Annotated in this window: 16 protein-coding genes; 8 read left to right on the forward strand and 8 right to left on the reverse strand. The window is 66.3% G+C overall.

Annotated features, from left to right (window positions below; translation table 11 throughout):
- Position 1: 1 nt before the first annotated feature.
- The 3 genes from ASD65_RS04780 to ASD65_RS04790 all read left to right on the forward strand — a co-directional run bounded on the left by ASD65_RS04780 (position 2) and on the right by ASD65_RS04790 (position 1,972).
- The gene (locus ASD65_RS04780; RefSeq protein ID WP_056219192.1) at positions 2–493 is read left to right on the forward strand and encodes a hypothetical protein; all 492 of its coding nucleotides are present in this window, start codon (positions 2–4) and stop codon (positions 491–493) included.
- Between the two features lie 111 nt (positions 494–604).
- Positions 605–994, forward strand: coding sequence for a VOC family protein (locus tag ASD65_RS04785; protein ID WP_056219195.1), 390 nt, complete (start codon positions 605–607; stop codon positions 992–994).
- A 12-nt stretch (positions 995–1,006) separates the two neighbouring features.
- Positions 1,007–1,972 (forward strand): DUF2332 domain-containing protein, encoded by a 966-nt coding sequence (locus ASD65_RS04790; RefSeq protein WP_056219198.1) that lies wholly within the window; start codon positions 1,007–1,009, stop codon positions 1,970–1,972.
- On the opposite strand, the gene ASD65_RS04795 is transcribed toward ASD65_RS04790, so the two are convergent.
- Positions 1,957–2,376: a hypothetical protein gene (locus ASD65_RS04795; RefSeq protein WP_056219201.1), complete on the reverse strand. Its 420-nt coding sequence runs from the start codon at positions 2,374–2,376 to the stop codon at positions 1,957–1,959. The two genes, ASD65_RS04790 and ASD65_RS04795, sit on opposite strands and share 16 nt — an antisense overlap.
- Positions 2,377–2,456: 80 nt before the next feature.
- Here ASD65_RS04795 and ASD65_RS04800 point away from each other — a divergent pair, with 80 nt between their 5' ends.
- Positions 2,457–3,131, forward strand: coding sequence for a class I SAM-dependent methyltransferase (locus ASD65_RS04800; protein WP_056219204.1), 675 nt, complete (start codon positions 2,457–2,459; stop codon positions 3,129–3,131).
- Here the strand turns inward: ASD65_RS04800 and ASD65_RS04805 are convergent.
- Positions 3,110–3,730: a DUF4166 domain-containing protein gene (locus tag ASD65_RS04805; RefSeq protein WP_082561571.1), complete on the reverse strand. Its 621-nt coding sequence runs from the start codon at positions 3,728–3,730 to the stop codon at positions 3,110–3,112. The genes ASD65_RS04800 and ASD65_RS04805 overlap by 22 nt on opposite strands.
- Positions 3,731–3,956: 226 nt before the next feature.
- Between ASD65_RS04805 and ASD65_RS04810 the strand changes: the two genes are divergently transcribed.
- Positions 3,957–4,358 (forward strand): hypothetical protein, encoded by a 402-nt coding sequence (locus tag ASD65_RS04810; protein WP_056219208.1) that lies wholly within the window; start codon positions 3,957–3,959, stop codon positions 4,356–4,358.
- A 13-nt stretch (positions 4,359–4,371) separates the two neighbouring features.
- Here ASD65_RS04810 and ASD65_RS04815 read toward each other — a convergent pair whose 3' ends face one another.
- Positions 4,372–5,478 carry a PIG-L deacetylase family protein gene (locus ASD65_RS04815; protein WP_082561572.1) on the reverse strand — a complete coding sequence of 369 codons (1,107 nt, stop codon included), beginning with the start codon at positions 5,476–5,478 and terminating at the stop codon, positions 4,372–4,374.
- 221 nt (positions 5,479–5,699) lie between these two features.
- On the opposite strand from ASD65_RS04815, the gene ASD65_RS04820 reads away from it, so the two are divergent.
- Positions 5,700–5,885 (forward strand): DUF1918 domain-containing protein, encoded by a 186-nt coding sequence (locus ASD65_RS04820; protein WP_056219214.1) that lies wholly within the window; start codon positions 5,700–5,702, stop codon positions 5,883–5,885.
- A gap of 141 nt (positions 5,886–6,026) precedes the next feature.
- Here the strand turns inward: ASD65_RS04820 and ASD65_RS04825 are convergent, their stop codons facing one another.
- Both ASD65_RS04825 and ASD65_RS04830 read right to left on the reverse strand, forming a co-directional pair.
- A complete protein-coding gene (locus ASD65_RS04825) occupies positions 6,027–7,526 on the reverse strand; it encodes an APC family permease (protein ID WP_056219217.1) in 1,500 nt (499 codons plus the stop codon).
- A 114-nt stretch (positions 7,527–7,640) separates the two neighbouring features.
- Positions 7,641–8,411 (reverse strand): SDR family NAD(P)-dependent oxidoreductase, encoded by a 771-nt coding sequence (locus ASD65_RS04830; RefSeq protein ID WP_056219219.1) that lies wholly within the window; start codon positions 8,409–8,411, stop codon positions 7,641–7,643.
- 245 nt (positions 8,412–8,656) lie between these two features.
- On the opposite strand from ASD65_RS04830, the gene ASD65_RS04835 reads away from it, so the two are divergent.
- Complete coding sequence (locus tag ASD65_RS04835) at positions 8,657–9,475, forward strand: SDR family oxidoreductase (protein ID WP_056219222.1); 819 nt, start codon at positions 8,657–8,659, stop codon at positions 9,473–9,475.
- Between the two features lie 182 nt (positions 9,476–9,657).
- Here ASD65_RS04835 and ASD65_RS04840 read toward each other — a convergent pair whose 3' ends face one another.
- The 3 genes from ASD65_RS04840 to ASD65_RS04850 are packed head-to-tail and all read right to left on the reverse strand — an operon-like array spanning position 9,658 to position 11,701.
- A complete protein-coding gene (locus tag ASD65_RS04840; protein WP_056219225.1) occupies positions 9,658–9,990 on the reverse strand; it encodes a cupin domain-containing protein in 333 nt (110 codons plus the stop codon).
- 45 nt (positions 9,991–10,035) lie between these two features.
- A complete protein-coding gene (locus tag ASD65_RS04845) occupies positions 10,036–11,130 on the reverse strand; it encodes an LLM class flavin-dependent oxidoreductase (protein ID WP_056219230.1) in 1,095 nt (364 codons plus the stop codon).
- Between the two features lie 4 nt (positions 11,131–11,134).
- Complete coding sequence (locus ASD65_RS04850) at positions 11,135–11,701, reverse strand: flavin reductase family protein (RefSeq protein ID WP_235566604.1); 567 nt, start codon at positions 11,699–11,701, stop codon at positions 11,135–11,137.
- 115 nt (positions 11,702–11,816) lie between these two features.
- Here ASD65_RS04850 and ASD65_RS04855 point away from each other — a divergent pair, with 115 nt between their 5' ends.
- A complete protein-coding gene (locus tag ASD65_RS04855) occupies positions 11,817–12,413 on the forward strand; it encodes a TetR/AcrR family transcriptional regulator (RefSeq protein ID WP_056219237.1) in 597 nt (198 codons plus the stop codon).
- Positions 12,414–12,507: the final 94 nt, after the last annotated feature.

Consider the following 12,507-nt stretch of genomic DNA (forward strand, 5'->3'; position numbering starts at 1 on the left):
CATGACGCTCACTTCCCTCCTCCCCACCCTGCGGCACAGCATCCCCTCCCCGTTCGATCGCGACACCTGGCCGGTCGGAGCCCATCCGACCCTGGATGACGTCGTGGTGTCCGGCGTCTCGCTGCTGCGACTCGTCGAACTCTGCGGAACACCCTGCATCCACACCGCGCCACGCGTGATCCCGATGTCGGGCGGGGTACCGTCCCCGACGCTGTCGGCCAGCGTTGTGATCGCCTCGGTCGTGAGCATCGGCGCGGAGGGCGTGCGCGTGGATGCCGCGTTCGACAACTGCCACCCCGCGTGGGGCGAATGCCGCTTGATCGGGCGCATCTCGAGCGCCCGAGAAGCGCGATTCTGCGTGTGGGGCCTGCAGTCGCCGGCGGGAGCGGGCGACGTGCTGTTGCCCGATGATCTGCGCGTCGGCGATCTCGTCGCGGTCCCGTGCAGCGACTACCTCGCACTGGGCGACGTCCGCCCGAACCGCGGGCGGTGAGGACATCATGCTGATGCACACCATCCTCTTCGCCGCCCGCTGCGCGCAGATGCAGGCCACCGCTGAGCTTTCGCAGGAGGCGCCCGATCCTGCGCCTGCGATCATCGATGAATGACCGAGCCAGGAACGCTGCACCATGTCGAGCTGCAGACGAACGATCCGGATGCGGCGATCCCGGCGTTCGAATGGCTGCTCGGCGAGCTCGGGTACGAGCAGTTCCAGGACTGGCCGGGCAGGCGAAGCTGGCGTCGCGGGGCGACGTACATCGTGGTCGCGGTGGCGCCACGGCCGGACACGTTCGATCGCCGAGGGGCCGGGCTGAACCACCTCGCGTTCCACGCCGGGACGCGGAGTGACGTCGATCGACTCTGGTCGGCGGCGCCCGAGCACGGTTGGCGCCATCTCTACGAAGACCGGCACCCCTGGGCCGGGGGTCCCGACCACTACGCGGCCTTCATCGAGAACGACGAACGCTTCAAGATCGAGCTCGTCGCGGATTGATAGGTTCACGGAATGGACACCGCTCTTGCCCAGGCCTATCTACGATTCGCGGAGCTGGAAGCGCAGGGCGTATCGGACACCTACGAGGAGTGGGCGGTCGGCGTCGCGGGTGACCCGGCCGTGCTCGACCTGATCGCCCAGCTGCCCCGGGCTAAGCGGCAGGCCAACCTCGTGTTCGCGGCGGCCCGAGCTGCCGGCGCTCCCGTGGGTCCGTACCCGCCGTTTCGGGCGTGGCTCCAGCAGCATTGGGCCGAGCTCGTGCCGATCGCACTGTCGCACGCGACGCAGACGAACGAGGCCGCGCGTTGCGCCGTCCTGCTGCCGATCCTGAGCCGACTGCCCGGACCGCTGGCGCTCATCGAGGCGGGGGCATCCGCCGGCCTGTGCCTCTATCCGGACCGCTACAGCTACCGCTACGACGCGGGCGGAGTCACCACGTCGCTCGACCCGGTCGACGGCCCCAGCGACGTCGAGATTCCGTGCACGATCGACGCCGGCAGCGTTCCGACCCGGGTCCCGACGGTCGTCTCCCGCACCGGGGTCGACCTCAATCCGCTCGATGTGGGCGATCCGGATCAGGTGACCTGGCTCGAGACGCTGGTGTGGCCGGAGCACGAAGCGCGCCGGACACGCCTGCACGCGGCGGCGCGCCTCGTCGCGTCCGACCCCCCTCGGCTCATACGCGGCGACCTCCTCGAAACGGTTCCGCGGCTGATCGATGACGCACCCGCCGGGTCGCACGTCGTCGTCTTCCACAGCGCCGTGCTCGTCTATCTCGACCCCGAGCGCCGGGCGCGATTCGTCGACATGATGACAGCGCGAACCGACATCACGTGGATCAGCAACGAAGGCTTCGACGTGCTGCCGCGCATCACGGCGCAGGTGCCCAGGCGACCGGATGGACGCACGATCCTCGCGGTGAACGGCACACCCGTCGCCCTTGTCGGGGCGCACGGACAGGGCTACGAAGCGCTCTGAGCGGTCGTGGCCACCAGGTCGGCATACGTGGCACGGGTGATCCGTCCCTCGGCGGCCGCGCCCAGGCGCTCGTCCTCCGTCACCAGGACGTCCGCCTGCAGCACGGCGACGGCGAGGTACTCCGCCACGGCCGTGTCGTCCCAGTCCAGCCCGGTGGCGAGCGTGAACGCGGTGGACCGCGAGACGCGATCGCCGAGCAGACGGATCTTCAGCCCGGCGAGGCCGTCGAGCTGCTTCAACCCGGTCTTCTCCTCCAGGTGCCCCGCGCGCACGTCGCGGTAGATCATCGACAGAGCGTGCGACCGGAGCACGGACGGTCCGACGAGCTGATGTCGCTCGGCCACCTCCACGCCTTCGCGCACAAGGCGTAGGGCGACAGCGGCGTCGATCGCGTACCGGGTCATGCGCCCATCGTCCCACCCGCTGCCGACACGCGGGATGGCGTCACCCCGGCACATCGCGCCCACAGATAGATTCGCGGGAAATGTCCCGTCTCGTCTACTCGGCCCTGCTCGCGCTCGGAAGGTTCAACGACCGCCATCCGTGGTCCCACAACGACGCCTACGCGCGATGGATTCTGCGTCAGGCACGGCAGGTGCGGCACACCGGCGGGACCCTGGCGTTGGACGTGGGATGCGGCACCGGCAACCTGCTCGCGCGGCTCGCGCCCCTGTTCGAGAGCGTGACGGGGATCGAACCGGATCAACCCACTGCCACTCGCGCCCGGCAGCACCTGCGGAATGTCGCCAACGCTGAGGTGCGCACCGTCGCATTCGCGGACGTCGGCGAGAAGGAGTACGACCTGATCACGCTGGTGGCCGTGCTGCACCACCTGCCCCTGCAAGAGACGCTGCGCCGCGTTCGAGCGCTCCTGCGGCCCGGTGGCCGTGTCGTGATCGTCGGTGTGGCTCGCGACGAGCCCGAGGACTGGCCGTGGTCGATTCTCTCGCTCGTACTCAACCCGCTGGTGGGATTGGCGGTGCACCCGCGACCCGCGCTGGCGACGCCGTCTCACATGACAGCTCCCGTTTCGGAGCCGGATGAGACGTTCGCCGAGATCGCGCGCGTCCTCCGCACCGAGCTACCCGGGGCGAGGATCCGGCGCGGACTCTTCTGGCGCTACACGGCCACATGGCGTCACCCCGGCACGACCTCGTAGGTGAAGGCACCCGCGTATCGGAACACCTCGCCCAGCAGCGGAGCCATGATGCGCACGTCCACGCGCTGTCGACCGGGGTCGGCGGGGTCCGTGCGCTCGTCCAGCACCAGAGTCGCGACCCTCGGCAGCGGTACGCGCACGGGCCCGACGTGCAGCCAGAAGGAACCTGACCGCATCCGCAATCCGCCCTCGTGCACCGAGACGGCCAGCGCGACTTCCAGTCCGCGACGCCGCCCGAGGCGGTCGATGAGGTGCCCGTGCGCAACGGTCATGGTGTCCTCCATGAACCGCTCGCGGCGGGGGAACGAAAAGGTGCGGACAGCGCTGAGGCCGCCCGAGGCCCCGAGAGTATTGACGACGGTGAACGGAACGTCTCGACCGAACTCCGGGAACAGGATGCGTCTCCATGCCATCCAGGCAAGCAGTGGTCGCAGCATCCGGCGCCGTGAGCCTGCGATCTCGTAGACGCCGTGTCCGCGCCCGACCATTCCGACCGGAAGCGGTCCGAAGTACTGCTGCAAGCGGGGATCGAGGTCGAAGAATCGCTCGCCGAGCACCCGTTGATAGACCGAACGCGGCTTGGGCTGCGGTGCGGGCATCGTCCTGTCCTCCCCCACCGACACCCCTATTCGCCGCGCGCGGACACCCGCATCGGGCGCCAGCCTACCGATGCGGGGCGGGTCCACCAGCACCGTGTGCAGCGCACGTGGTTACCGGCGGCCGAGAAGTCGCTTACCGTTGAACCCGGACACGCGCCCGGATCTCGGGTGCGCTCCGGAGAATTGCGCGTGGGAACCCGATCCGACGCCGCAGGAAGGACACTCCATGAAGGTCGTCGCATCCTCGGACTGGCGAGACGCCATCGAGTTCGACACCCCGATGCCGGTCGCCGAGATCGCGCCGGGCGACCCGGCGCGCTGCACGGGCTGCGGAAGCGAGTCCGACGCCTTGCCGCGGACCGAACTCTGGGCCGTCAAGCACCGGCACCCCAACGACCACGGCGGGTTCGTCCGCTTCTACTGCGCCGAGCACGTCCCTGTGTTCGAGGCTCCCGTTGTTCCCGTCGAGGTTCAGCGAGCGGCACCCGCGAAGAAGAAGGAGCCGCGCGCCGCGCCGATGCGCAAGCCGACGCCGATCGCGGACCGTCCCCCGCGCGCAATGTGCCCGGACTGCTACGTCGAGGTCTCCGCCACCGGCGTATGCGGAATGTGCGGTCGCACCCTCTGACCGGATCGCCGGATCAGCCGTTGGGGAAAAGCTCCGGCTCGGTCTTGGCGTAATGCCGTTCCAGCCATCCGCCGTATCGGGGCTTGGCCAGGCAGGCGGCGTCTGTGACGCATCCGACCACCGGGTCCTCCGCGGCGTAGACCCGGAAGGCGGCGACCTTGCGCGCCAGCGCATCCCCGCCCACGTTCGGGCCGAGGTTGAGCGACGGATAGCCGACGACGTATCTCACGAGATCCGGCGGGTAGGACACGCCGCGCCATGCGGCACGCGTGATCGTCCCCGTCGCGGAGTGGTCGGGGTGGTCGCCGGGTGCCCACTCGGCGGACTCCGCCGGGACTTCCGTGAAGAGGCGGTCCGCACCGTACGCCGTGATGAGCTCGCCGACGCTGGCCACCAGACCCGCGAGCGACGCCGGGGGCCCGCCGTCGGTCGGCGTCATAGTCGCGATCGCGCCGCTCACCAGTGCGGGCAGACTCACATTGCCGGTCGAGGGGAACCCGTGCCCCGTCAGGTTGCCGTCCGGGAGGCGGAGGAAGGTGACCGTGATATCGGGATCGTCCTGCGGTGACCATTGGCTCGCGACCATGCCGGCCAGCAGCGTGACCTTCTTCTCCGACCAGAATCCGGTCTGTCCCCGCATCGTGTTGTAGGCGCGAAGGATGCCGAGCTCGCGCCCCTGCGCGTATCCCCAGCCGCGACCGGCGTCGGCGCCCGTCAGGAACACCGTCCGCACGCAGTCTCCCGCAGTCATCGCCTCCTGAAGCTGCGGGTTCATGAAGAGCAGATCGTCGTCGTAGTGCGCCCACACCGACATAGTCACGTTGGCGGTGCAGGGAGTATCGGCGGGAGAGACCGGCACGACGGGTGCGGGCGGCTCGACTGGTGCGGGGGGCGGCGGCTCGACCGCCGTCGGCGTCGGAGCTGGACTGGCCGCGGGATCATCCGTCGGGTCCGTCGGGGACGAGGAGGGATGAGGGGCTTCTGCGCGCGTCGCCGTCGTCGTCGTCACGACGAGTGCAGCCACTGCCGCGCCGCCGGCCGCGCACACGACAACGGTGGCGGCGATCGCCAACGTCATGACGAGGGCATAGCGCCTGCCGCCGCCCTTAACCCCACTCATCGCAGCTGTCCCCCATCGCCTTCGACGTTCGGCGCGCCCAACCAGCGACGCACGAATCCACTCCCAGAATCCCCGGATTCTGTCCCCCGACGCGAGGGACCTGAGTCCCCAATTCGTCCGTGTACGGCGATCCTATCCATCTCGCCCGACAAATCGCGGAACCTCGCCGCCCCTCGTGCAGCCCACGGGCGAGGGCTATCCTGAGCCTGAGGTGAGCGAAGATGCACGCACAGGTAGGCGATCGCGTCCGCGTCCACGGACGCACCGTGGGTTCCGCAGAGCATGACGGAGTGGTCATCGAGGTGCGCGGCACGGATGCGGATCCGCTGCTCGTGGTCCGCTACGACGACGGCCACGAGGCACTCCTCGCACCCGGGTCCGACTGCGAGATTCAGCACGTGAGTTGAGCCTCGCGGTGTCGCCGAACCACTCTGCGACCGTGCAGCGCCGGCTTCAGCCACCAGCCGAAGCACCATCGATCTCACCGCCAGTCCGCATCAGGACTCGAGTCCAGGCCATTGCGGGCCTGGACTCGAGCCCTGTTCCGCTCAAGCGAGCGTGGATGTGTCCTCTTCGCCGCCGATCCGCGAGTAGACGCTGGGTCGAGTGCGGCGCCAGACAAGGGCGAGAACGATGCCCAGGATGATCAGTGCGAAGACGGACCCTTGGAAGATGCCCGCGAGCACGACATCTCCTCCGATCAACAGCGGGAAGTAGAAGCTGCTGATTCCGAGCATCACTGCGAGGCCGACGAACCCCAGTGCGGGGGCGATGATCGTGTTCCATCGTCGTTCGGTATGCGTCACGCGACGGAAGTACACGATGACGGCGAGACAGGCCATCGCCATGCACAGGAGGAGCGCGTACGTGCCGAGCCCGAACATCCAGGAGTAGAACGTGACCGCCCCCACGCCCGCCAGGATGAAGGGCACGATGATGACGAGCGTCAGCGCTGAGGTGACGGCAGACGCGATTGCGGGCGACTTGTGCGTGCCGTGGACGCGTCCGAGAATCGCCGGATAAACGCCGTCGCGCGCCAAGGCGAACGTGTAGCGCGCCATCGGGTTGTGCGCGGAGAGCGTGGCAGCGAACAGGCTGGTCACCACCAGACACGTCATGATCTCGGCGACGACCGGCCCGGCGAAATACGACAGCCCTGACGCGAACATGGTGGACGGGTTCTCCTGGGCGACCGCGACGACGTTGTCCGTCCCGTAGAACGTGACCAGGGCCCACGAAGAGAACACATAGAAGACCGCGATGAAGCCGATGGCCAGGTAGGTCGCCCGTGGGACCGTCTTGTCGGGGTTCCTGACCTCGTTGCGGTAGATCGCAGTGCCTTCGAAGCCGAGGAATGTCGCGCTCGCGAACAGGATCGCCAGTCCGATCGAGCCGGAAGTGAAGGCGGCCGGCGTGAAGGACTCGACCTGCCACCCCTGCGGTCCGCCCGTCGCGAGCATCGGGATGTTGAAGATGAGGACGATGCAGACCTCGATCACCATCATGACGCTGAGCACACGGCCGGAGAGCTCGACATTGAAATGGCCCAGCATCGTCACTGCGACGAAGAGCGCCGCTCCCCAGCCCCACCACGGAACGGGTGAGAATCCGAAGAGCGAGGTCATCAGAACTTCGGCTTGATCACCGAAGAACGCGTAGGTGCCGACGAGCAACGTCATGTAGCCCAACTGCGCCAGAAACGCCGACGACAGGCCCAAGGGCTTTCCGAGGCCCCCAGTGATGTAGGCGTAGAACGCGCCGGCGCGCGGGAAGTTGCGTGCCATGGTCGTGAACCCGACGGCGAACAGCATCAGGATGACGCCCATGACCAAGTAGGTGGCCGGCGCTCCCGCACCATTGCCCTCCGAGATGACGAGTGGCATCACTCCGGCAACGGCGCCGAGTGGTGCAGACATGGCGAGAACGGTGAGGATGAGCTTGAGCGTGCCCATCTTCCCTTGAAGCTGCTCCCCCGGTCGGCCCGGAGCGTCGGCCGACGCGAGGAGTGTGATCGGGAGCCTCGGCTCCGCGGATTCAGCGTTGATCATTTCGGGTTGTCCTTTGATACAGGACAGCATCAACTGGAAAGGCGACACTGCCAAACGAGAGACGACGCGGTGGTGCAGGGTGGTGCGGGTCGACGGGCACGCGCCCGTCGGGGATCAGCGGCCGGCCAAGAGCCCGCCGTCGATCACGATTTCGGATCCGGAGATGTATGACGCGTCATCGGACGCAAGGAAAGCCACCACGGAGGAGATCTCTTCGGCTGCCGCGAATCGTCGAAGAGGTACAGCACTGAGGCCGGCTTCTCTGGAGCCTTCGGGCAGCGCGGCGAACTCCTCGCGGAGCATGGGGGTCTCGACGTAGCCGGGATGGATGCTGTTCACCCGGATGCCGTCGGGACCGTAGGTGAGCGCCGCGGCCTTGGACATCGAGGCGACGGCCCCCTTCGAGGCCACATACGCGATGTAGTCCGGCGCACCGATGATGCCGTATATCGATGCGGTGTTCACGATGGATGGGCTGACGCCTTTTCGAAGCAGGTCCACGAGGGCTTTGATTCCGAGGAACACGCCCTTCTGATTGATGTCGATCGTTCGCTGCCACGTTTCCTCGGTCGCTTCCTCAGCACCGCGCATGTCGACAACGCCGGCGTTGTTGACGAGGATGTCGAGCCGACCGAAGCGCGCTTCGATCAGGTCATGAACAGCAATCCACTGTTCGAGCGATCGGACGTCGTGGGTGATGAACTCTACGTTGAGGCCTGCAGATCGCAGAGCGTTCTGCTTTTCCAACCCCGCGTTCGTGCTCACATCGCCGAAGACGACGATGGCACCCTCCTGCGCGAGTCGCTCCACGTGCGATGCGCCTTGGCCGCCGGCGCCGCCGGAGACGTAGGCGATGCGCCCGAGCAGTCGATTCGTGAACGCCATCGTGACTCCTTCGAGTTCGAAACCAATCTGAACATTTGTTCAATGTGAGGTCACTATAAGAGCAGAAACACGACGGCGTCAATGGCAAGCGTCGAACAGTCTCGAAAGACGCTCGGCCGCAGGAGGGTGGACACGATTCGCACCCGATGGAGAGGATTGCGGCCGCGCGGCACGGAAGCCTAGGATTCCCATCAAGTCAGTATTTGGACAAACGTCCAGATACTTCAACGAGAATGGGATGCCTCATGGGACTGCTTGATGAGAAAGTCATCGTCATAACCGGCGGAGCGAACGGACAGGGCCGAGCGCACGCCGTCGCATCGGCCCGCGAAGGCGCTGACGTGGTGCTGCTCGATCTTGCTCCGCTCGATTCGGCGGCGTTCGCGACCACGATCGCGCTGGTCGAGCATTACGGCGGAGCCTGCCTTCCGCTGCGCGTGAGCGTGACAGACCAGGCAGAGCTGGACGCGGCGTTCCAATCCGCCGTCGACGCTTTCGGGCGAATCGACGGAGTGATCCTCAATGCCGGCATCCATCGGAGCGCGCCCTTCTGGGAGACCTCGGAATCCGACTGGGACGCGGTGTTCGACGTCAATCTCAAAGGAGCGTGGCGCACGGCCAAGGCGGCGGCCCCGCACTTCATCCGGCAGAACGACGGGGGGTCGATCGTCATGATCTCATCAGTCGACGGCTACGACCCCGAGGTCGATTCGACGGCCTACGGCGTCTCGAAGACGGGGATCCTGGGCCTGCTGAAGTATGTCGGACTCGAGCTGGCCCCGTTCGGTGTCAGAGTCAACGGCATCGCCCCCGGACTCATCGACACCGCCATGGTGCAGAGCCAGGCCTTCTACGATCTCCTCGCCGGTGAGGAGGGCGCCGGCACCCCGCAGCACCTGATCGAGTACGCCCAGGACTTCGTCGCCCTCGACGGCATCGACCTCATCTCGCCGGACGAGGTGGCCAATGCCGCCGTCTTCCTCAATTCGTCGCTGTCGCGCACCGTCACCGGGGCCGTCATCCCCGTCGATGGCGGGCACATGATCCTCAACCGGAAGAAGTAGCCGGCCATCGCGGGTGGGGTCCGCCCACGACGGACAGACCCCACCCGCGAGACAACGACGGCATCCCCCACAGCCGGCCTCCCTCGAGTACCGGCTCTTCGGCATGCCCACTGAACAGGCTCACGCCCGCCGACAACGGGGTGTCCGGCCGATCGGCCGGACACCCCGCATCCTCGATAGCCCTATGGGGTGTTGATGACGAAGACCTTCCGAAGCTGCTCGTGCACGGTCCACGTCGCGACCTCGCCTGCGTCGACGAACACGAGATCTCCAGCCGCCACGTCGATGCTCGCCCCGTTCTGACCGGTCACGGTGGCGCGCCCTTCGAGCACGACCACCGTCTCCTGCCCGGGAAGATTGGCGTGCACGCCGGGAGCGGCCTGCCATACGCCGTGGAACTGCTTCTCGTCGGCGCTGGTGTACAAGCGATTCGCCCACACCTGGGCGTCGCTGTCATCGCGCGGCTTGGACTCCACAGCAATGGTCTTCGGGTCGAACTTGCGAATGCTGGACATGGTGTTTCTCCTTGACTCCGGGACGGATCCCGCGTGGGTGGGGTGCTACTTGGTCGAACCGGTCAGGTGCGCGAGCCGAGGCGAAACGTCGCGGCCGAGCAGCTCGAAGCTGCGGCGATACGAATCCGCATCGTCCTGGTATTCGTGGGCGAAGGTGACGAGGCTCCCGAATCCGCCGACGCTGTCGTAGAGCGCCTCGACCTTGGCTGCGACGGTCTCCGGAGAGCCGACGATGAGGAAGTTGTCCAGCATCCACTCGATCGAGAGCTCCTCGGGAGCGATCTGCCCGCCCGAAAGGAGGTCGCCGATGTGCAGCTTCTCCACGAAGGTGGGGATGTTGTAGTCGCGCCACAGGGTGCCCATGGCGCCGTTGAGCACCTTGTCGCGAGCTTCTTCGTCCGTGTCGGCCACGAAGATGTCGCGGCAGATGTGCCAGTCGGCGCGGTCCGGTGTGTGCCCAGCCTCCACAGCTGCGGTGGCATAGGTTTCCCAGTGTTGGACCAGGACGGATTCGTGGACTTCCTGGCTGAGTGGAATGCAGCCACGCCTCCCCGCCTCCGTGAGGGTGGGCGACTTCGCCTGCATCCCCGTCATCATGAGGCGGATCCCGCCTGCCTGTAGCGGACGAAGATGCGGGCCCTCGATGTCCTCGCTGTATGCAGGCATGTCCACAGAGAAGAACTCGCCATCGATCTTGAAAGGACCTGTCTTGTTCCAGATGGCCTCGAGGATGTCGAGAGCCTCCACCATCATCTTGGGGTTGTCCTTGCCCGTCCCGAAGAGCTGGGCATCACTCGGATACGCGCCCGGGGCCACGCCGGCGATGTAGCGACCGCCCGTCATGTGGTCCAGCCACATCATCCGGTGAGCCAAGGCGACGGGGTTGTGATAAGCCAAAAGGTGGGCGGCGGCCCCCAGCGTGATGTTGGTGGTGATCTGCGACGCCGCCGCGATCATCGCGTCCGGCGCCGGACTCGGTTCACCGCCCAGCGTGTAGTGCTCGGCGAAGAACGCCTCGTCGATGCCGTACTCGTCAGCCCATTTGGTCAGCTGGAGGTCCCAGTCGATGACTTCGCGCACAGTGCGCTTGCCCGCGGCATACTGCGAGGCGTAAGGGATGTTGAAGATGCCGAATTTCATGGAGCTACCTTTTCTCTTGAGTGGCGGGGGATGCGGGCGCAGCGAGCGTCTGGAAGCCCGACTTGTGGAAGACGAGCGGAGGTAGGACCTCGCCGTTGCGCGATGGGCAATCGAGACCGAGCACTCGGGCGACGACGATGATGTGATCCCCTCCGTCGAACTCGTCCTGAACACTGCAGTCGATCCACGCCACTCCCCCGGCGATGACAGAACCGCCCAGTCCGTTGACGTGGAATGCGTCCACTCCGGCGAACTTGTCGGTACCGGATCGCGCGAACTGACGGGCTACCAGATCCTGTTCCTGCGCCAGCACGTTGACGACGAAGCGGCCCGACCTTTCGATCAGCGGCCAGGTCGTCGATGATCGCGCGACCGACAGGAGGATGAGCGGCGGATCAAGCGACAGGGACACGAACGACTGCAGTGTCATCCCCACCGGCACATCGTTGTGCATGGACGTGATGACGACCACGCCGGTCGGAAAATGACCCAGCGCCTGGCGCATCGATAACGAATCGACCAGCGGATGCTCAATTGCAACCATGGGAACTCCTTCGTTGAATCTGGACAATTGTTCAGACTGTAGCATTGACCTCCGCGAAGATCGAGTGTCGTTTCGAGGTTCGATCGTTCGAAATAGACTGCAGACAGACACGGCGGGGGCCGACTCCCCCAAGGAGGCATGAATGGCGCGGAACAATGAGCGTTCCGAGGCGACTCGCGTCGCCCTGATGGAGGCTGCGCTCCAGGTCACAGCCGATGTCGGGGTGCGGGGCGTGACGCATCGACGCGTTGCCCAGCAGGCGGGCGTCGCGCTCGGCGTCACGAGCTATCACTACGCGAGCATCGACGAGCTGTTGCTGGAGGCGTTCTCACTCTGGGTCTCGCGGATGAGCGCCAAGTGGGAGGCACGATTCCTGAGCGCGAAGACCGAAGAAGACGTGCTGCAGGCCGCCGTCAGCATCATCTCCGCCCAACACGGTGACAAAAACGACCGCATCCTGTTGTACGAGCTCTACGCCCAGACCGTCCGAGACTCGAACTACCACGAACTGGCGGCGAACTGGTCCCAGGTGACGCGTGCATCGATCGAACGTCTGTACTCGCCGACCGTCGCCCAACAGCTTGAGGCCGCGTGGGAAGGACTGGCCGTACAGCTCGTCATGGGCGGGTCGATCGAGAAGGTCGAACAGGGAGAGGCTCTCCTCCGACTCGTGCTGCAGCAGGAGCAGCCTCGCATTCGCGAGGGCGTGGATCTCGCAGAGCTGGATCTGACGTTGTGATCGACTCGGTCTGCATTCCCGACATACGAGGATGAATCGCCGCGTCGCCTCGTCGTCCGCGCCGTCACCACCCAATCGAGGAGCGACCACGGCC

Origin of the sequence: Microbacterium sp. Root61, from assembly GCF_001427525.1 — a bacterium.
Classification (GTDB): domain Bacteria; phylum Actinomycetota; class Actinomycetes; order Actinomycetales; family Microbacteriaceae; genus Microbacterium.